This window comes from Methylobacterium sp. J-072, assembly GCF_022829425.1.
Lineage (GTDB): Bacteria > Pseudomonadota > Alphaproteobacteria > Rhizobiales > Beijerinckiaceae > Methylobacterium.
This window is the reverse complement of sequence record NZ_JAKSYK010000147.1, coordinates 1-17,770: the sequence shown is the minus strand read 5'-3', so window position 1 is coordinate 17,770 and position 17,770 is coordinate 1. Positions and strand designations below refer to the sequence as shown.

Here is a 17,770-nt window from a genome sequence, read left to right as displayed (position 1 = left end):
GCGACGTGATCACGCCTCGCCGGACCGCCGAGACCCCTGGGCGACATAGGCAACCCGCGAGTTCGGCCGCTTGCTCCGCATCAACACGTGGTGACACGCGTCCGCCCAGGCCCGTGACAGTGCGGCCGCGACGACGGCACGGCCATGCCCACGCCATCGAAGCTCGGGATGTGTGACCACGTTTTTCAAAAATCCGTGGCGCCGCCCGCCGCGCAACAGATTCGGTGCGACGATGAGGGTGCAGGTGGCCGCGAGGCGGTCGTGATCATCGGACACGGAGACGGGGACACGCAGTTGCGCCATCGTCTCCCGCCAGATGCGCTCGGCCTGCTCATCGGATCCGGCGGCACGGCTGATTTCGGACGCTTCGAATAGAGCCGGGAGCGACGACCGATTGGGGCACGAACCGGTCGGGCGGTGTACATTCCGCATCTTCGATTGGCAGCGGTGTGTCGGCAACGGGTGGATTTCCGCTGGTCCGCTTTGAGGAGGCAGCGCATGAACGCAGACGTCGTTTTGGCTTCCTCTTTCAAACCCGAGCAGTCATTCGGTAGTCTGGGCTGACTTGTTCAAAAAACGACGGCTCATTTGGGAAACTTAGGACCGGGAACAACCGATGGTAACAGATTGATCTTGATGAGTTAGTCGAGCGCGCCCGGGTAAAAGAGATTGAATACGCTCAAATTAATATGAAACATGTCAGAGTCATCGACAACTCGGCCCAAAATTGACGCATAGCTATTGACTCGCCATCAAACTGCGGTAGCAATAAATGCTTTTGTATTCCGAAGTCGGTTTGTCGCAGAGTATTATTTTTGATCTTGCCGAGCGTGAATATTAATTTATGGCAAGAAATTTGCAAAGTGAGTTAATACATAGCTGTTTCCAGCTTCAAAAACTTGGTGCCCCATGGACGTCGCTCGAAAGATCGTGATTGTTGCAAAAAAGATTATTCACAGAATTTTGCAGTGGCCCTCCAAGACAGTCCATAGCATTTATTCAATAGGGCCGATCAAAAACAAAAGATATCGACACAGAATCGATCTTATTCGTCACCATAGCCAAAATTTATCAGTATTAAATACCGATGAGACACCGCTTGCCGAAGGTTTGGCTAGGCAAGGGTTTTGCACGACGAATTTAGAGATATTTGAAGCCTTTAGGTCGGAAAAATTTCAGGCGGCGACGAATGATATTTATAATGTGATCGAGAAGAATTATGTTGAGACGGGAGAAAATATTGACATCGTGAAGTTGCTTGCCGCAAAGCCTTTATTATTGGATCAGTTCAAAACGATTTTCCGTGCCGGCCTTGATACTAAGCTTCTGAGAATCGTCGAACATTATCTGCGGCTTCCCGTGGGTTATGGCGGCGTCGATATATTTTTTACTGTAGCTGACGGGTTAGAAAGAGGCGCGAGAGCTTGGCATAAAGACAGTGAAGACAATCCGATGGTAAAGGTTGCCGTGTATCTCAATGATGTTGGTGAGAACGACGGTCCGCTAGAAATTCTTCATTTGCAGCACAACGCCCCTCTTTTTGAAAACTTACGAGGTTTCAGGCAGCAAAAGTTGATCGATCTTCAAAACGAAGGCAAGATCAAATTTGAAATCACGTCTTTCACCGGACCGACAGGAGCTGTAATACTCTGCGACACATTCAAGTATTTTCATAGAGGCAAACCTGCTGTAGGACGAAATCGGAGAGCGTTATTTTTTAACTACTATGCCAATAAGCCTTTGACGCCGTATTTCTGTCCAAATCCACCCTTTTCTGTTGATAGAATGAAAGATTTGGTTTCGGATCTATCCACAACACAACAAGATGCGGCTCTGTGGCGCGAGAATTTAAAAGGAATCGATAAAATTGTTACGAAACGGAAGCCGTATCTGAATTTGTAGCTTAGCTCATGATAAATATTGCTTCAATTGCGCGGTATTTTTTGGCGAGATGTCTCTGATTTTTTGTAATGCTTGAGTCCAAGCGCCGGTGTTCTTGAAAATGTGATCGGTAAAGCATTGGATAGAGGAAACTATTAAGCAACTAATGGAGTAATTTTAATAATCGTCCATATGTTTTACTTCCCAGGAGATGAAATCACATAGAGGTTTGCCGGATCCAGACGGAAAAATGAGATAGAAGAAAATCACTAAAAAAATGCTTTTTACGAGGACGGTGAGTGCTTGTGGTCTAATAGCCGAATCTATCATGTGAGAAGCCGGCGTGAGGTCTTTGCTTTACGCCCCAAGTGGAGGTGGCTGGACGTCTGAAGAAAGGCCACTTTCGAAAGGTGCCGAGCGCTGCCCGCGTGACCGAGCGCGGTCGAAACCCGACCCCACCAAGGTTCAGCTTTCGCCCCCTAAGCCAAAGTCGGCGGCGTCCGGTCCAGACCCGGGATCACCTTTCCGGGATTCATCAAATCCGCGGGGTCGAGGGCGGCTTTCACCCGGCGCATCAGATCGAGCCCGACCGGATCGCCGTAATGCGCGAGTTCGTCGCGCTTGATCAGGCCGACGCCGTGCTCCGCCGCGATCGAGCCGCCGAGTTCGTGCACGAGGTCGTGGACAATCCGGTTGAACCGGCCCCATTCCGCCAGGAACGCCGCGCGGTCCAGGGCAGCCGGCTGGGTCAGGTTGAAGTGGATGTTGCCGTCGCCGAAATGCCCGAAGCCGCAGGGGCGCAGGCCCGGCATCGCCGCGATGCACGCCGCGCTCGCCCGCTCCAGGAAATCGGGCAGCTTCGAGAGCGGCACCGAGACGTCGTGCTTGATCGAGGCGCCCTCCCGGGTCTGGGCCTCGGGCACGCCCTCGCGCAGGGCCCAGAGCGCGGTGTTCTGGGCGCCGCTGGACCCGATCGTCGCGTCGGTGATCAGCCCAGCCTCCAAGGCCTCGCCGAGGGCGGCTTCCAGCTCGGCCCGGGTGTCGGCGTCCGGCCGCGCGGACGACACCTCGATTAGCGCGTAGGCCCCGTGCTCGCTTGCCAGCGGCCGGACCGTGCCGGGGACATGCCGCAGCACGATCTCCAGGGCGAAGGGCGGCAGGTACTCGAAGGCCGTGAGGTCACGGTCCATCCGAGCCCGCAGGTTTACGAATAGGTCGAGGGCGGCGCGCGCCGAATCCAGGCCCACGAAGGCGACGCTGGTCGAGCGCGGCCTTGGGAACAGCTTCAGCACCGCCGCGGTGACGATGCCCAGCGTCCCCTCGGAGCCGATGAACAGCTGCTTGAGGTCGTAGCCGGCATTGTCCTTCCGGAGCGCCTTCAGCCCATTCCACACCCGCCCGTCGGCCAGCACCACCTCCAGCCCGAGGACGAGATCCCGGGCATTGCCATAGGCCAGCACTGCGATGCCGCCGGCATTGGTGGCGATGCCGCCGCCGATCCGGGCCGAGCCCCGCGACGCATAGGAGAGCGGGAACAACAGGCCGGCCCGCTCGGCCGCATCCTGCACCTCCGAGAGGATCATCCCGGCCTCGACGGTGATCGTGGAATCCACCGGATCGACCGCGCGCAGGCGGTTCATCCGCTCCAGCGACAGGACCACGCCGCCCTGCGGGATACCGGCGCCGGTGAGACCGGTATTGCCGCCCAGCGGCACCACGGCGATGCCGGCCTGGGTGCAGGCCCGGACCGCGAAGGCCACCTCCTCGGTGCTGCCCGGCCGCAAAACCGCGAGCGCCGAGCCGGTGAACAGCTTGCGGCTCTCGACCAGGTAGGGGGCGAGGTCCTCCGGATCCGTCAGCACGTGCCGCGCGCCGAGCCCGTCGCGCAGGGCGCTAAGCAGCGTATCGTGGGTGAGGGCTGGCGGCATCATCGGCAAAATTTTGTAGACCAGGGCGCGGGCCTTGCAAGCGCCGGGATGGCGCAGGCCCCTGCACGCCTTACAACCCTTATCCACGCCCGGGACGGCCACACGCCCGGATCAGGGCGCCCCACCGCAGGAGTTGCGATGCTCTCCGTCATCCAGAACCCGCCCCGCATCGCCCTGCCGATCGCCGGCAGCAGCGACCTGTTCCCCGTGCGCCGCGTCTACTGTGTCGGCCGCAACTACGCCGCCCATGCCCGCGAGATGGGGGCCGATCCCGATCGGGAGCCGCCGTTCTTCTTCATGAAGCCGGCCGACGCCCTGCAGATCGTCGGGTCCGAGCCGACACCCCATACCTACCCGCCCAAGACCGAGAACTACCATTTCGAGGTCGAGCTGGTGGCCGCGCTCGCCGGCGGCGGCAGCGACATCCCGGTGGAATCGGCCCTCGACCACGTCTACGGCTACGCGATCGGCCTCGACATGACCCGGCGCGACCTCCAGGACGAGGCCAAGAAGCTGTCGCGGCCCTGGGACCTCGGCAAGGCGGCCGACGGCTCCGGCCCGATCGGCGCCCTCTATCCGGCCTCGGCGATCGGCCATCCGGCCAAGGGGTCGATCACGCTGGCCGTGAACGGCGACATCCGCCAGCGGGGCGACCTCGCCGACATGATCTGGTCCGTCGCCGAGCAAGTCGCCTACCTCTCGACCTACTTCACCCTGCAGCCCGGGGACCTGATCTTCACCGGCACGCCGTCGGGCGTCGGCCCGGTGCGGCGCGGCGAGCGCATGGTCGCGGCGATCGCCAGCCTGGGTGAGATCACCCTCGACGTCGTCTGACCGCGTCCCAAAAAAATGCTCCTCGACCGGCCGTTCCTGCGGCGCCTGTTCCACCTCGGGGCGCTTGCGTCCCGGGGCATGACGCTGGGCGTGCGCGGCGTCGCCCTCGATGCGGAAGGCCGCGTCGCCCTGGTCCGCCACACCTATGTCAGCGGCTGGCACCTGCCCGGCGGCGGCGTCGAGCGCGGCGAGACCGCCAGCGCCGCCATGGAGCGCGAGTTCCGCGAGGAGGCGGAGATCGTCGCCAAGGCGCCGCTGCGCCTCCACGGGCTCTACCGGAACGCCGGGGCCGCGCCCCGGGACCATGTCGCGGTGTTCGTGCTGCCGGCCTTCGCGGTGCTGAGGGCCAAGGCCCCCGACCGGGAGATCGCCGCCTTCGGGTTCTTCCCGGCCGACGCGCTCCCCGAGGGCACCACCCGGGCGACCGTGGCCCGGCTCCGGGAGATCCGCCAGGGGCTCCCGCCCGACCCATACTGGTGAATCGACACGAACCGCAAAAGAGACGCTTGCGTCGCCCGGCGGAATGGTGTTTAGAGAGCGCCGCCGGGGCCGCCGGCACGCAAGTCCAGGCGGCCAGGCACTAGTGAGCGGGTGTAGCTCAGGGGTAGAGCACAACCTTGCCAAGGTTGGGGTCGAGGGTTCGAATCCCTTCGCCCGCTCCAGTTTTCCAACTCCCAACCAGATCTTCGCAAGGCGCCCTCACGGGCGTTTTTTGCTTTTTGAGCCTTCGTTTGCCGATGACGAACTGCTTCGTTCAACGCGGCGAACGGCCGGCCGGCATGTCCGGAAAGACCCAAGGCAGGTTGGGGTTCAGCCCCGCATCCCATCCGCGAAATGTTCGCGGATCCAGCATTCCCCGGAGATGCGGGCGCCGTTCTGCGTCACGAACGCGTAGGGCGAGTGCTCCACCACCGCGCCACCGCCGGCCCGGATGATCCAGCGAAAGCATCGCGGATCGCTCGCGCAGGGAATGACTTCGACGCTGTGCGCGGGTATCAGATCGATCGACATGGTGGATTAACGTGCCACGCAGGATTTCCGCTCCAACGCACTGCGCCGCGCGGTTACTTAAGTGTGCAATCGCACGCTCGTAGAAATTGCATCGACTGATCGGAGACGGTGAAGACCTGAGCGGCGCAGCGGTTCGACCAGACGGTGGCGCGCAGATGCAACCCGCCGTTTCTTGACGCGGCACAGAGACTTGCAAGACCGCCCGCGATCTCTTCCGTGGGCGTCGCCCGATTCCAATCCAAAGGACACGGCATGCCGATCAAGGCGCTCAACGACCGCAAGAAGCTGTCGAGCGATTTCAACGAGGCCAACGACGCCTTCATTGACGAGGTGCTGAAAGCCCTCCAGGCGGGCCAGATTCCGATGGATCTCGCCCGTGCCTACCTCGCGCATCCGGTCGCGATGATGCACACGGATGGCGCGCAGGCGGTGGCCAACTATTTCGATCGGATGCTGGCGCAACGGCCGAACATCGACTGGACGCCCGGCGACTGACCGGCCCGGGGCTGGAAAAGGATAGCGGATGACTGTGGACGAGGTCGAAGACCTGAAGCGCGCGCGCGGTGCCCTGGCGCGACAGCGGAACGCCATCGCCAAGCGGCTGGGCGGAATCGACGTCGCCCCGATTTCCATGGCCGAGGACCTGACCCGGACCCTGCTGGCGATCGAGGCCGTCGATCGCGCTCTGGTCGATGCCGGGCAACCGCACGTCGATATCAGCGCCTCGCACGACTAGCGCGACGGCGCTCGGCAAACCTTGCGCGCCGCTCCCGGGCGGGCATACAGGCGGGACGGTGCGAGGAGGAGACCCGACGATGACCGACCGCCTGCCCGGCTTCAACACGCTGGCGATCCATGCCGGCGCCGCGCCCGACGCGAGCACCGGCGCACGGGCCACGCCGATCTACCAGACCACGAGCTTCGTGTTCGACGATGTCGATCACGCCGCCTCGCTGTTCGGGCTCCAGGCCTTCGGCAACATCTACTCGCGGATCACCAACCCGACCAACGCCGTGCTGGAGGAGCGCATCGCCGCGCTCGAAGGCGGCACCGCGGCGCTCGCCGTGGCCTCCGGCCACGCCGCCGAGTTCCTGACCATGCACGCTTTGATGCAGCCGGGGGACGAGTTCGTCGCCTCCAATAAGCTGTATGGCGGCTCGATCAACCAGTTCAACCACTCGTACAAGAACTTCGGCTGGTCGGTGGCCTGGGCCGACAACGACGATCCGGCCTCGTTCGAGGCCGCGATCACGCCGCGCACCAAGGCGATTTTCTGTGAATCCATCGCCAATCCGGGCGGCGTGATCACCGACATCAAGGCGCTGTCTGATGTCGCAAAAAAACACAACATCCCGCTCGTCGTCGACAACACCATGGCGACGCCGTACCTGATCCGGCCGTTCGAGCACGGGGCCGACATCGTCGTGCACTCGGCGACCAAGTTTTTGGGCGGCCACGGCAATTCGATCGGCGGCCTGATCGTCGATGGCGGCTCGTTCCAGTGGGCGGGGGATGCCCGCTACCCGATGATGAGCCAGCCGCGGCCGGAATATTCCGGCATGGTGCTCGCCGAGACCTTCGGCAATTTCGGCTTCGCCATCGCGTGCCGGGTGCTCGGCCTGCGCGATCTCGGGCCGTCCCTGTCGCCGTTCAACGCCTTCCTGATCCTCAACGGCATCGAGACCCTGCCGCTGCGGATGCAGCGCCATTCCGACAACGCCCTGGTGGTGGCCAAGCACCTGGCGCAGCACGAGGCCGTGGCCTGGGTGAGCTATCCGGGCCTCGAGACCGACCGCTATCACGCGCTGGCAAAGCGCTACACGCCCAACGGCGCCGGCGCGGTCTTCACCTTCGGGTTGAAGGGCGGCTACGAGGCCGGGGTGAAGCTGGTCTCGAACCTGCAGCTGTTCTCGCACCTGGCCAATATCGGCGACACCCGCTCGCTGGTGATCCACCCGGCCTCGACCACGCACCGCCAGCTCACCGACGACCAGAAGACCGCCGCGGGGGCGGGGCCGGAAGTGGTGCGGCTGTCGATCGGGCTGGAGGATCCGGCGGATCTGATCGAGGATCTGGACGGCGCGCTGGGGGCTTAAGAGCGGCCTTCCCGCTGTCGAGCGTGATCAGGGCGGCTGTCTCGATCGGCATTTTGGGGACTGCTCGTAGCTATCCCGTCATTGCGAGCGCAGCGAAGCAACCTAGGGATTCGCTACGTTCTGGGATCGTGCGCTACCCTTGGTTGCTTCGCTGCGCTCGCAATGACGGCGTGGGGTGATCGGCTGAATGGTCTGGCCGGAAACCGCGTAACTCGCGATTTCCCACCTGCGCTTTTTCTTTGGGACGCGCTCGCAAAGCAGGACGCCTTCAGAAGCTCAGCGAGCGCTGGAGACGTTCTTCGAGGCCGCTTCGCACCGCCTCAGGATGCGATGAATGGGTAGGGTAGCCGAGGCCTAAAAAACCTCGTCCGCCAGCGCCATCGTGGTCTCCGCCCCGGCCTTGATCCGCGCCAGCCGCAGGCCGGTCTCCGGCAGCATCCGCTCCATGAAGAACCGGCCGGTGGTGAGCTTGGCCTCCCAGCGGGGGGCGGCCTCCTCGGCGTTGCGGGCCTGGGCCGCCTTGGCGATCCGCGCCCACATGTAGCCGAGCGCCACGAGACCGAAGAGGTGCATGAACTCGGTGGCACCAGCGCCGGCATTGTCGGGCTTCGAGAAGGCGTTCTGCATCAGCCACATCACGGCGCCTTGGAGATCGTTCAGCCCGGCCTGGAGCGGCTGGGTGAACGGCGCCATCGCGGGGTCCTCGCCGTGGTCCTTCAGGAAAGTCTGGACCTCGCCCAGGAAGGCCATCATCGCCCGGCCGCCGTCCTTGGGCAGCTTGCGGCCGATCAGGTCCATGGCCTGGATGCCGTTGGCGCCCTCGTAGATCATGGCGATGCGGGCATCGCGCACGAACTGCGACATGCCCCATTCCTCGATATAGCCGTGGCCGCCGAACAGCTGCTGCGCCTCGACCGCATTGGCGAACCCGCGATCGGTCAGCACGCCCTTCACCACCGGGGTCAGCAGGCCGAGATGGTCGTCGGCGGTCTGGCGCTCCTTGGAATCTTCCGAGCGATGCAGGATGTCGGCCTGGAGGGCGGTCCAGAGCATCAGGGCCCGGGCGGCCTCGTTGAAGGCGCGGATCTGCATCAGCGTGCGGCGGACATCCGGGTGGACCAGGATCGGGTCGGCCGCCTTGTCGGGCGCTTTGGCGCCGGTCAGCGCCCGGCCCTGGAGCCGCTCCTTCGCGTAGGCCACGGCGTTCTGATAGGCGACCTCGGACTGGCCGAGCCCCTGAACGCCGACCGCGAGCCGCGCTTCGTTCATCATCACGAACATGGCGTTGAGGCCGCGATTCTCCTGGCCGACCAGCCAGCCCGTCGCACCGTCGTAGTTCATCACGCAGGTACTGTTCCCGTGGATGCCCATTTTGTGCTCGAGGGAGCCGCAGGACACGCCGTTGCGGGGGCCCAGCGAGCCGTCCGGTTTCACCAGGAACTTCGGCACCACGAACAGGGAGATGCCCTTGGTCCCGGCCGGTGCGCCCTCGATCCGGGCGATGACCAAGTGGATGATGTTCTCGGCGAGGTCGTGCTCGCCGGCCGAAATGAAGATCTTGGTGCCGGTGAGGCTGTAGGAGCCGTCGCCGTTCGGCACCGCCTTGGTCTTCAGGAGCCCGAGATCCGTGCCGCAATGCGGCTCGGTCAGGTTCATGGTGCCGGTCCAGGCTCCCTCGACCATTTTTGGTAGATAAAGCGCCTTCTGCGCCTCAGTGCCATGGACCAAGAGCGCGGCCATCGCGCCCTGGGTCAGGCCCGGATACATTCCCAGCGCGAGGTTCGCACCCGAGGCGAATTCCTGCATCGCGGTGTTGACGGTGTGGGGAAGACCCTGGCCGCCGAATTCCTCCGGGACCGCGAGGCCCATCCAGCCGCCCTTCGCGTAGGCGTCGTAGGCCGCCTTGAAACCCGTGGGCGTCCGAACGCTGCCGTCCGGCTCGCGGCGGCAGCCTTCGAGGTCGCCGGCCCGATTCACCGGGGCAAGAACTTCCTCGGCGAGTTTCGCGCCCTCGCGGAGGACCGCCTCGACCACGTCCGGGGAGGCATCGGCGAATCCGGCGAGATTGTCCCGGCTATGGAAGCCCAGGACATCGTTGAGCAGGAACAGCGTGTCGTCGACCGGGGCGCGGTAGTGCGGCATGAATTGGTTCCCCCTCGCTCAGGCTGAGCGCCACCATCGGCCCGCCCGTTTCCCAGCATCTAAGCGCGCCGCCGCATCCGGAGCAACGGTTCTGCCGTCGCGGGTGCGGGATCTGTCAGGGGCATGCACGCGAGCGCCGAAGATTACTGGGTCCAGCTCGCCTTAACCGTGTGTTTACCAAGAAAGTTAAAGGTCCCCTCGAACGATCCGGCACCCGCGTTCCGTGGATACCGTCTCTCGGTCCCGCCCCGCGAACAGGATCAACGCCGAACGCTGCCGACGACAGGCCTCCGATGACCCGCAACGCCATGCCGCAGCTCGACAGTTTCGACCCGGAGGTGCTCGACGCCGCCCGGGATGTCGCGGCGCGAGCGGGCGTCCCGCTCGAGACCTGGATCGCCTCCGTGGTGCCGCAGCAGCAGGGCCTCCAGGGCAACCGACGCCAGCGCCGCCGCCAACGCGCCGAGCAGGCCGCCCGCCCGGAGAGCCGGCACGAGATCAACCAGCAGGACGATCACGTCGCGCACGGCAGTTCCCCGTTCGAGCGGCCGACCGAGAGCCGGCACGAGCAGAGCCCCGAATCCTACGGCCAGGGTTTCGCCGCCCTGATGAGCCGAATCGACGGCCTCAACCGCACACTCGACGAGGAGCGGCGCCTCGCCCAGGAATCCGAGGCTCGGCGCCTGGCCGAGATCGAGACCCGGATCGAGCGGGCCCTGAAGGCGACGCCGGTCCAGCAGGTGACCGAGCGGCTCGGCGATATCGAGCGGCGGATGTCGCAGCTCGGCGAGCAATTCGCCTCCGGGCGTCCGGCCGGCCGCCGCGGCCGGCCGGACGTGGCCGAGATCCGCAACGCCGTCCAGGATATCCGCCAGCGCCAGCGCGAGCTCTCGGAAGGCGTCGGCGAGCGTGCGCTCGCGGCCGGTCAGTCGGACGGCGGCGTCGTGGCCAGCATGCGCATGGACCTCGCCCGCCGCCTGGAGGCGCGGGTCGAGGAGATGGCTGGACCGTCCGCCGCCGTGTCCGAGTTGCAGCGCGAGACGATGCGCCTGCGCGAGGCGATCAACCAGCTGGCGACCAGCCGGGATGTCGGTGCCCTTGAACAGGCGGTAAACTCGCTCGCTCACGGCATCCAACGGGCACAGGTCGGCACCGATCTCGCCGCCATCGCCGCCCCGATCGAGGAGGTCCGAGCCCAGGTCGAGCGCCTGGCCGAGGAGGTCGCCGAGAACGTCCATACCCGCGTCGCCGACGACGTGCGCCGCCTGGCCGAGCGTCTCGACAGCGTCGCCGCGACCGGACAGGCCGGTTCGGACGGTCACACTCTGGCCGGCCTGTTCGCGGAACTCGAAGAGATCCGCCGCCTGATCGGAGCCCTGGCCGGGCCGGAGCGCATCCAGGGCCTGGCGAACAGCCTTCAGGCCGTGAGCGCCCAGATCGCGCAGTTGCAGCGGATGGGCAGCGACGCCAGCCTGCGCCCGCTCCTGGAAGAGATCCGCAGCGACGTGCGCACCGGCGCGCCGGCCGCCATCGCCGAGCAGATCCAGACGCTGGCCGACAAGGTCGACGGCCTCTACACCCGCGACCAGCGGTACGATCGCGCCGGTGCGCCGGATGCGGCCCAGTCCGGCGACATGGCCTCCATCCACGCGATGCTGCGCAGCCTCGTGGAGAAGGTCGATCAGGTCGGCAGCCGCTCGGAATACGAGGGTCTCGACGCTCTGGAGAAGCAGGTCGTCTCGCTGGCGGGCCGGCTCGATGCGCCCCGCGGCGGCGACCCGGCCCTGGCCGGCCTCGGGCGGACCATGGACGACCTTCTGCAGCAGGTCGCGGCGCTTCGCGAATCGGCGCCCAGCGAGGCCGCGGTCGAGCGCGCCACGCGCAACGCCGTCGCTCAGACCCTGAAGGGATCCAGCATCCCGAGCGCCGATCTCGGCGAGATCGGGCTCCTGCGGGCGAGCCTCGCCGACATGCAGGCGCGGCAGATCGCGTCGGACCAGCGGCTGGGCGCCACCCTGGAGGGTGTCCAATCCGCCCTGGAACGCCTGGTCAACCGGCTCGGTCCGGCCGAATCGGCAAATGCACGGGTGCCGTCCCTCGACGAGCGCCTGATGACCACGACGAGCCCGGAAATCGCCCGCGGCGTCGGTTCCGAGGCCTCGCGCTTGGCCGACGACCTGCTGGAGCCCGGCAGCGGACGTCCGGGACGCGAGCCGCGTGCGGCGCGCGATACCATGGCCCGCCGGGCCACGCGGGACCGTTCGGCCGAGCCGCAGCGCGGCCGCCCGGCGCCGGACGCCGGCGGCGAGACGGACATCAAGACCAGCTTCATCGCGGCGGCCCGCCGCGCCGCCCAGGCCGCCCAGGCGGAACTCGCCGCGGAAGCGCCGGCCGATCGCCGCGACCTGCGCGCCAACCGGGCCGAGAGCGAGCCGACGGCGTCGGGGGAGAGCCGCTTCGAGCGCCTGCGCGCCGAGATCAACCGCCGCCGCCGGCCGCTGCTGCTCGGGCTCGCCGCCATCGTTCTGGCGCTCGGCGCACTCCAGGCGATCAGCCTGCGCGCGCCCGAGGAGGCGCCCCGCACGGTCCAGACCTCCCAGGTCGCTCCGGCGCGCGCCGAGCCCGCCCGCGAGTCGCGCCAGGAGGCCGCCCCCGAGGCGCCGGCACCCAAGGCGCCGATCGCCGATCCGGTGACCACGCAAGCTCTGCCGACCCCGCTACCTGCCGAGCCGCGGCCCGCCACCATCAAGGCGGCGGTGCCCCAGATCTCGGGCATGAACACGATGCAGGCGGATCTCGGCACCCTGCCGCCGGCGCTGGCCAAGGTGAAGCAAGCGGCTCTGGACGGCGACGGGGCGGCGATCTGGGATCTGGCGACCCGCGAGGCGGATGGCCGCGGCATGCCGCGCGACCTTTCCGTGGCGGCTAAGCTGTTCGAGAAGCTGGCGACGGCCGGCTACGCCCCGGCTCAGTACAAGCTCGCCGGCCATTACGAGAAGGGCTCGGGCCTGGTTCGGGATCTCGACAAGGCGAAGCTCTGGTACGGCCGCGCCGCGGAGCAGGGCCATGCCCGCTCGATGCACAATCTGGCGGTGCTCTACGCCGAGAACCCCGCCGCCAACGGCAAGCCCGATTTCGCTTCGGCGGCCTCGTGGTTCCGGCAAGGCGCGGAGTTCGGCGTCCGCGACAGCCAGTACAATCTCGCGGTGCTCTACGCCCGCGGCCTCGGCCTGACGCAGGATCTGGTGCAATCCTACGCGTGGTTCTCGGCCGCCGCTGCCCAGGGCGACGACGACGCCGCCAAGAAGCGGGACGACGTGGCGAATAAGCTGAATCCCGCCGACCTCGCCAGCGCCAAGAGCCTCGCCGCCACCTTCAAGCCGCGCAAGATCGACGCGGCCGTCAACGAGCCGCCTGCCCCGAAAGAGGGCATCACGGCGCCGATGTCGCTCCTCGGCGCCCCGACGCCGAGCCCGACCAGCTTCACCGCGCCGTCGCGCAAATCGTAACGGTCGGAGACCCCGACGCCCGACGCATCACTCTGGAAGCCGGTACCGGCCTTTGGGGTGATGCTCTCTTTTGCCGCCCCGATCCCAGCTTGACCGCTCTGCCGCCATGCGGGATCGCTCCATGCGGGCGTTACGCGCCTGCCTTGAAGGTGGCGTAGCCGCTGCCGGTACGGCGGCTCGGAGGATGGATGGCGCACCGGAACCCTGTCCCGATGAGCGCGCTCGTGCTCGGCGTGGCCGGCCTCATCCCGTTCCTGGGCTTCGCGGCGCTTGCGGTCTCTGGCTCGGACGGGGGTTTGAGCAGCATCGGCCTGTCGCCGCGGACGATCCTGTCGGCCTACGGGGCGGTGATCGCGTCGTTCCTGGGCGGCATTCGTTGGGGGGCAGCCGCGGCTCGCAATACTGGCAACGGCGATTACGTCATCGCGATCGTGCCGTCCCTGGTGGCCTGGGCGGCGATGGCCGCGCCGGCACCCTGGGACCTGCGCGTGCTCGGCGCCCTGGTGCTGGCCTGGGGCCTGATCGACCAGGACCTGACCCGCCGCGGCCTCGTACCACTCTGGCTCGGCCGCCTGCGGCTCGTCCTGTCCGGCGTCGCCGGGGCCGCTTTGCTCGTGGCGGCCTGAACATCGACTGGTTTTCTCGGGCGGTGCCGCAGGCGGGTGCGGATGATGACGCGCCTCCGGCGGCAGGATCGCTCGCGCGCTCGGCTGGCGCGTTCAGACCAGGCGGTGCCGGCTTCCGGACGCGGCGAGGCGTCAGCGATCGCTCGCCATCTCGCGGAGCAGCTTCAGCACGGCGCCGCGGCGGGTCGGTGATTTGATCGCGCGGAACAGGGATGCGACCTCGTCACAGTCCGAGGCGCTCGCGCCCGAGACATCGACCGGCAAGGTGTCGACGCGGAAGAAGTAGGACGCCGGCACGTCCAGGGTCACGGCAATGCGCTCGAGCAGGTAGCGCGTCGTCGGAGGGGTCTCGTCGTCGATCATTGGCTCGCAGCTCGCACCCGATCCGCCTTCCGCATCGACGTCGAAGAGACCCCGGCCGCGGGAGAGAATTCTTCTGCAACCTATCGCCGAAGCGCCGCAGATGCCATCCTCAGGTTGTGGTGGTCTGCGATTTGTCGCGCTACGTGCAAAAACCCCGGGGCGAGCATGCCGCAAGCGAGGCATTTGGATAGAACGTTCAACATCTTACGCGATCTCGACCGCGCCGCGACGCCGGACGAGATCGCTCGCCTACTGGTCGCCGCCTTCGGGCGCTACGGGATTTCCTACGTCATGGCCGGCATCGTGCCTGAGCCCAACCTGCCGGCCCGGCGCCACGCCGGCTACGTTCTGGCCAGCACCATGCCGGAGGAATGGGGCCGCCGTTACGTCACCCGCGGCTACGCCGTGCACGACCCGACGGTTCGCAGGCTCTGCACCAGCGCCACGCCGTTCGATTGGAGCGCCGTGCAGCCCGACACGCCGGCGGCCGGCCGCGTGATGAACGAGGCCACCGAGTTCGGCATCCGGGCGGGGCTGACGATCCCGTTCGTGACCCTCGACGGCGAGCCGGGCGGGATCAGCTTCTCCGGCGAAGCGATCGAGATCGAGGCGGCCGACCGCATCGCGGTCAATCTTGTGGCGACCTATGCGGTCGGGCAGTTGCTCCTGATGAACGCCCGGCCGGTGCCCGGCGAGCCGGTGCGCCTGTCGCCCCGGGAGCGCGAGACCCTGCAATGGGCCGCCGAGGGCAAGACCGACGCGGAGATCGGGCTGGTGATGGGCATCACCGCCTCGGGCGTCGATTTCCACCTGCGCTCGGCCCGCACGAAGCTCGACACGGTCAACAAGGCGCACACCGTGGCGCAGGCGCTGCGGGCTGGTCTGATCACCTAGAGCGCTCGCCGCCGAAGTGGATACCGGTTCGGCCTAAGCGAGCGCATCATCCCGAAGGCTGGTTTCCGGCGTTCGGGATGATGCAAAACTGAAGACCTCGCGCATCCTCCTGGTTCTGATGTCCAGGACGATGCGCGAGGCACGACACCGTCTCGGCAGGCCCCCGCACGCGGTCCAGCACCAAAATCCAAGGTTGCGCTGGCCATGGCCATCACACGCAAACCCTACGGTTTTACGTAGTACAAACCCCGGTCCAGACGCGGGACACTCACGCCATAGAGACGTGAGGTTGTTCCATGATCCATGTGGTCACCCCCGCCAACGCGCTGCGATATGCCGGCGCGATGGAGCAGGCTTGGCGCCTGCGGCACGAAATCTTCGTCGAGGAGAAGGGTTGGACCGATCTGGCCCGGCCGGACGGGCGAGAGATCGACCAGTTCGACACGGCCCACGCGGTGCACTTCCTGGCGATGGAGGGCGACAGGGTCATCGGCTACAGCCGCCTCCTGCCGACCACGCGCCCGCATCTCCTGTCCGACGTCTATCCGGAGCTCTGTGAAGGCGAACGTCCCGCCGGCCCGCATCTCTGGGAATGGACCCGCCAGGGCGTCGCCCGCTCGCATCGTGCCCGGGGCCGGGTGGTCAATCCGGTCTCGATCGCGCTGCTCACCGGCATCGTCGAGTGGGGCATGGCGCATGGGCTCACCGGCCTGCTGCTGCAGATGCCGACCCTCTACATGATCCACGTCATCCAGCTGCATTTCCGCGCCCAGCCGCTGGGCCTGCCGGTCCAGATCGGCGGCGAGGAGATCATGGCGGCGACCGCCGCCTTCGACGACCGCACCCTGGCACGCCTCCGCACGGTCCACGGCGACAGCCGGTCCGTCCTCGTGTCCGAGCCGGCCTATCTGGCCGCCTGATGAAAAGCCCCGACATGAACGATGCCCCTTTGGACGCCCTCGCGGCGCAGTGCCTTTCGGTCCGCGACCTGATCGATTCGGTTGGCGATCCGCTGATGCGGGCCGCCATCGACCTGCTGCTGATGGAGGTCGGCAGGGCTCTCGCGGAGACCTCGACCTCGGACGGCCAAGGCGAGGCCTGATCCGGAAGCGCTTCGGGGTCGGCTCGGACCTCCGGGCTGTCATGCCGTCTCGACGCTTGACCGTCTGGGGAGACGGCGTCAGTTCGGGCGGGTCGATCTCACCAGCGGTACGGCAGCCGAAGATGTCTGACGCGCCGCTCGTCGACGCAGCCCCGCGACGCGAGGCCGGTTCGAGCCGGATCCTCGCCTTCACCGCCATGGCGTTCATCTGGGGGGCCGGCTGGCTCCCCACGAAGCTCGCCATGGAGGTCCTGCCGCCGATCTTCTTCGCCTGCCTTCGCTTCAGCTTCGCGGCGCTGGGGTTTCTCGTGATGGCGCGGCTGCGCGGCTTCACGCTGCGGGTCGAGCGACCGGGGCGCGTCCTGGCGGCCTCGATGCTGATCACCACGGCTTGCTACGCGCTGGTGTTCTGGGGGCTGGCCCAGGCCCCGAGCGGGCTCGCCGCGGTGGTCAACCTCGGGCTGATGCCGATCTTCTTGATCGGCATCGGCGCGGCCTACGGGCAGGAGCCGATCACCCCGCGCAGGATCGCCGCCATCGTCCTCGGACTCGCGGGCCTCGCGCTGCTGTTCTCCGGCCGCCTCGGCGGGGGCGGAGAGGGCGGGCAGGCCGCCCTCGGCCTCGGGGCGGTGGCCCTCGGCACGTTCGCCTATGCCTGGGGTACCGTGATCAGCCGACCCCTGGTGCGCGTGACCCCGCCGGTCGTGCTGGCCTTCTGGCAGTCCGGCCTCGGCACGCTGGGCCTGATCCCGATCTGCCTCGCCGTAGAGGGCTGGGATCCCGGCCACTTCGCCGCCATCGGCGATCCCCGCGTCCTGCAGGGTCTCGCCGTCATGGTCGGCGGCGGATCGCTGATCGCCTTCCCGATCTTCCTGATGCTGCTGAGCGATTGGGGCGCGTTCCGGGCCGGGCTCTACGCCTTCGTCAGCCCGGTGATCGCCGTGCTGGTCGGCTACGCCTTCGCCGGGGAGCGCATCGATGCGGCCGAGGCCGTCGGGATGACGGTGACGCTGGCTGCGACCGCCCTGGCGCTCAGCCGGCCGCGCCGGACCGCGACATGAAGACGGCGGACGCCCGGGGGCGCCCGCCGCTGAACGTCACTGGAAAAAGGTCTTAGAGCGCCTAACAGAACGGCACGGAGCGAGGCTTTCAGCGTTGGTTTAGCATGGCCAGACCGCTTCTGCCCGATGATCTCTGGGATGAGATCGCTCCGCTCCTCCCGCCGCCTCGGCCCCGTCCGAAAGGCGGGCGTCGTCCAATTGAGAACCGGGCCGCACTGACGGGCCTCCTGTTCGTGCTGCGCTCGGGCCTGCCGTGGGAGATGCTGCCGGCCGAGATGGGCTGCGGCTCCGGCATGAGTTGCTGGCGGCGGCTGCGGGATTGG

At 66.5% G+C, this 17,770-nt stretch carries 19 protein-coding genes and 1 tRNA gene; 15 read left to right on the top strand and 5 right to left on the bottom strand.

Going from position 1 to position 17,770, the window contains the following annotated elements:
* Nucleotides 1-9: 9 nt before the first annotated feature.
* Complete coding sequence (locus MKK67_RS32945; protein ID WP_409568408.1) at nucleotides 10-234, bottom strand: GNAT family N-acetyltransferase; 225 nt, start codon at nucleotides 232-234, stop codon at nucleotides 10-12.
* On the opposite strand from MKK67_RS32945, the gene MKK67_RS16790 reads away from it, so the two are divergent.
* On the top strand, nucleotides 145-375 hold the full coding sequence (locus MKK67_RS16790) for a hypothetical protein (RefSeq protein WP_243966309.1): 231 nt from the start codon (nucleotides 145-147) through the stop codon (nucleotides 373-375). The genes MKK67_RS32945 and MKK67_RS16790 overlap by 90 nt on opposite strands.
* A 534-nt stretch (nucleotides 376-909) precedes the next feature.
* Nucleotides 910-1,902 carry a hypothetical protein gene (locus MKK67_RS16785; RefSeq protein WP_243966308.1) on the top strand — a complete coding sequence of 331 codons (993 nt, stop codon included), beginning with the start codon at nucleotides 910-912 and terminating at the stop codon, nucleotides 1,900-1,902.
* Between the two features lie 458 nt (nucleotides 1,903-2,360).
* Here the strand turns inward: MKK67_RS16785 and MKK67_RS16780 are convergent, their stop codons facing one another.
* Entirely contained in the window at nucleotides 2,361-3,809 is a 1,449-nt protein-coding gene (locus MKK67_RS16780; protein ID WP_243966428.1) for an FAD-binding oxidoreductase, read from the bottom strand.
* Nucleotides 3,810-3,947: 138 nt separating this feature from the next.
* Between MKK67_RS16780 and MKK67_RS16775 the strand changes: the two genes are divergently transcribed.
* From MKK67_RS16775 to MKK67_RS16765, 3 genes are all read left to right on the top strand, one after another.
* On the top strand, nucleotides 3,948-4,643 hold the full coding sequence (locus tag MKK67_RS16775; RefSeq protein WP_243966307.1) for a fumarylacetoacetate hydrolase family protein: 696 nt from the start codon (nucleotides 3,948-3,950) through the stop codon (nucleotides 4,641-4,643).
* 15 nt (nucleotides 4,644-4,658) lie between these two features.
* On the top strand, nucleotides 4,659-5,123 hold the full coding sequence (locus tag MKK67_RS16770; protein WP_243966306.1) for an NUDIX domain-containing protein: 465 nt from the start codon (nucleotides 4,659-4,661) through the stop codon (nucleotides 5,121-5,123).
* A 107-nt stretch (nucleotides 5,124-5,230) separates the two neighbouring features.
* Nucleotides 5,231-5,305: transfer RNA gene (locus MKK67_RS16765), tRNA-Gly, on the top strand.
* Nucleotides 5,306-5,453: 148 nt separating this feature from the next.
* Here MKK67_RS16765 and MKK67_RS16760 read toward each other — a convergent pair.
* Nucleotides 5,454-5,654, bottom strand: coding sequence for a hypothetical protein (locus tag MKK67_RS16760; RefSeq protein WP_243966305.1), 201 nt, complete (start codon nucleotides 5,652-5,654; stop codon nucleotides 5,454-5,456).
* Between the two features lie 252 nt (nucleotides 5,655-5,906).
* Here MKK67_RS16760 and MKK67_RS16755 point away from each other — a divergent pair, with 252 nt between their 5' ends.
* The 3 genes from MKK67_RS16755 to MKK67_RS16745 all read left to right on the top strand — a co-directional run bounded on the left by MKK67_RS16755 (nucleotide 5,907) and on the right by MKK67_RS16745 (nucleotide 7,750).
* Nucleotides 5,907-6,149 carry a hypothetical protein gene (locus MKK67_RS16755; RefSeq protein WP_243966303.1) on the top strand — a complete coding sequence of 81 codons (243 nt, stop codon included), beginning with the start codon at nucleotides 5,907-5,909 and terminating at the stop codon, nucleotides 6,147-6,149.
* A 28-nt stretch (nucleotides 6,150-6,177) separates the two neighbouring features.
* Nucleotides 6,178-6,390: a hypothetical protein gene (locus MKK67_RS16750; RefSeq protein WP_243966301.1), complete on the top strand. Its 213-nt coding sequence runs from the start codon at nucleotides 6,178-6,180 to the stop codon at nucleotides 6,388-6,390.
* 79 nt (nucleotides 6,391-6,469) lie between these two features.
* A complete protein-coding gene (locus MKK67_RS16745; protein ID WP_243966300.1) occupies nucleotides 6,470-7,750 on the top strand; it encodes an O-acetylhomoserine aminocarboxypropyltransferase in 1,281 nt (426 codons plus the stop codon).
* 354 nt (nucleotides 7,751-8,104) lie between these two features.
* Here the strand turns inward: MKK67_RS16745 and MKK67_RS16740 are convergent, their stop codons facing one another.
* Complete coding sequence (locus tag MKK67_RS16740; RefSeq protein ID WP_243966299.1) at nucleotides 8,105-9,892, bottom strand: acyl-CoA dehydrogenase C-terminal domain-containing protein; 1,788 nt, start codon at nucleotides 9,890-9,892, stop codon at nucleotides 8,105-8,107.
* Between the two features lie 293 nt (nucleotides 9,893-10,185).
* On the opposite strand from MKK67_RS16740, the gene MKK67_RS16735 reads away from it, so the two are divergent.
* Entirely contained in the window at nucleotides 10,186-13,401 is a 3,216-nt protein-coding gene (locus MKK67_RS16735; RefSeq protein ID WP_243966298.1) for a tetratricopeptide repeat protein, read from the top strand.
* 188 nt (nucleotides 13,402-13,589) lie between these two features.
* Nucleotides 13,590-14,027, top strand: coding sequence for a DUF3429 domain-containing protein (locus tag MKK67_RS16730; protein WP_313899023.1), 438 nt, complete (start codon nucleotides 13,590-13,592; stop codon nucleotides 14,025-14,027).
* 132 nt (nucleotides 14,028-14,159) lie between these two features.
* Here MKK67_RS16730 and MKK67_RS16725 read toward each other — a convergent pair whose 3' ends face one another.
* Nucleotides 14,160-14,390 (bottom strand): hypothetical protein, encoded by a 231-nt coding sequence (locus tag MKK67_RS16725; RefSeq protein ID WP_243966296.1) that lies wholly within the window; start codon nucleotides 14,388-14,390, stop codon nucleotides 14,160-14,162.
* A gap of 183 nt (nucleotides 14,391-14,573) precedes the next feature.
* Here MKK67_RS16725 and MKK67_RS16720 point away from each other — a divergent pair, with 183 nt between their 5' ends.
* The 5 genes from MKK67_RS16720 to MKK67_RS16700 form a co-directional block, all read left to right on the top strand.
* Entirely contained in the window at nucleotides 14,574-15,284 is a 711-nt protein-coding gene (locus MKK67_RS16720; RefSeq protein WP_243966295.1) for an autoinducer binding domain-containing protein, read from the top strand.
* A 296-nt stretch (nucleotides 15,285-15,580) separates the two neighbouring features.
* Complete coding sequence (locus MKK67_RS16715; protein WP_243966293.1) at nucleotides 15,581-16,204, top strand: acyl-homoserine-lactone synthase; 624 nt, start codon at nucleotides 15,581-15,583, stop codon at nucleotides 16,202-16,204.
* Between the two features lie 14 nt (nucleotides 16,205-16,218).
* Nucleotides 16,219-16,386, top strand: a complete 168-nt coding sequence (locus tag MKK67_RS16710) for a hypothetical protein (protein WP_243966291.1) — start codon at nucleotides 16,219-16,221, stop codon at nucleotides 16,384-16,386.
* Nucleotides 16,387-16,508: 122 nt separating this feature from the next.
* On the top strand, nucleotides 16,509-17,447 hold the full coding sequence (locus tag MKK67_RS16705; RefSeq protein ID WP_243966289.1) for a DMT family transporter: 939 nt from the start codon (nucleotides 16,509-16,511) through the stop codon (nucleotides 17,445-17,447).
* Nucleotides 17,448-17,551: 104 nt separating this feature from the next.
* A partial coding sequence (locus tag MKK67_RS16700; protein ID WP_243966288.1) for a transposase occupies nucleotides 17,552-17,770 on the top strand: 219 nt, incomplete at its 3' end.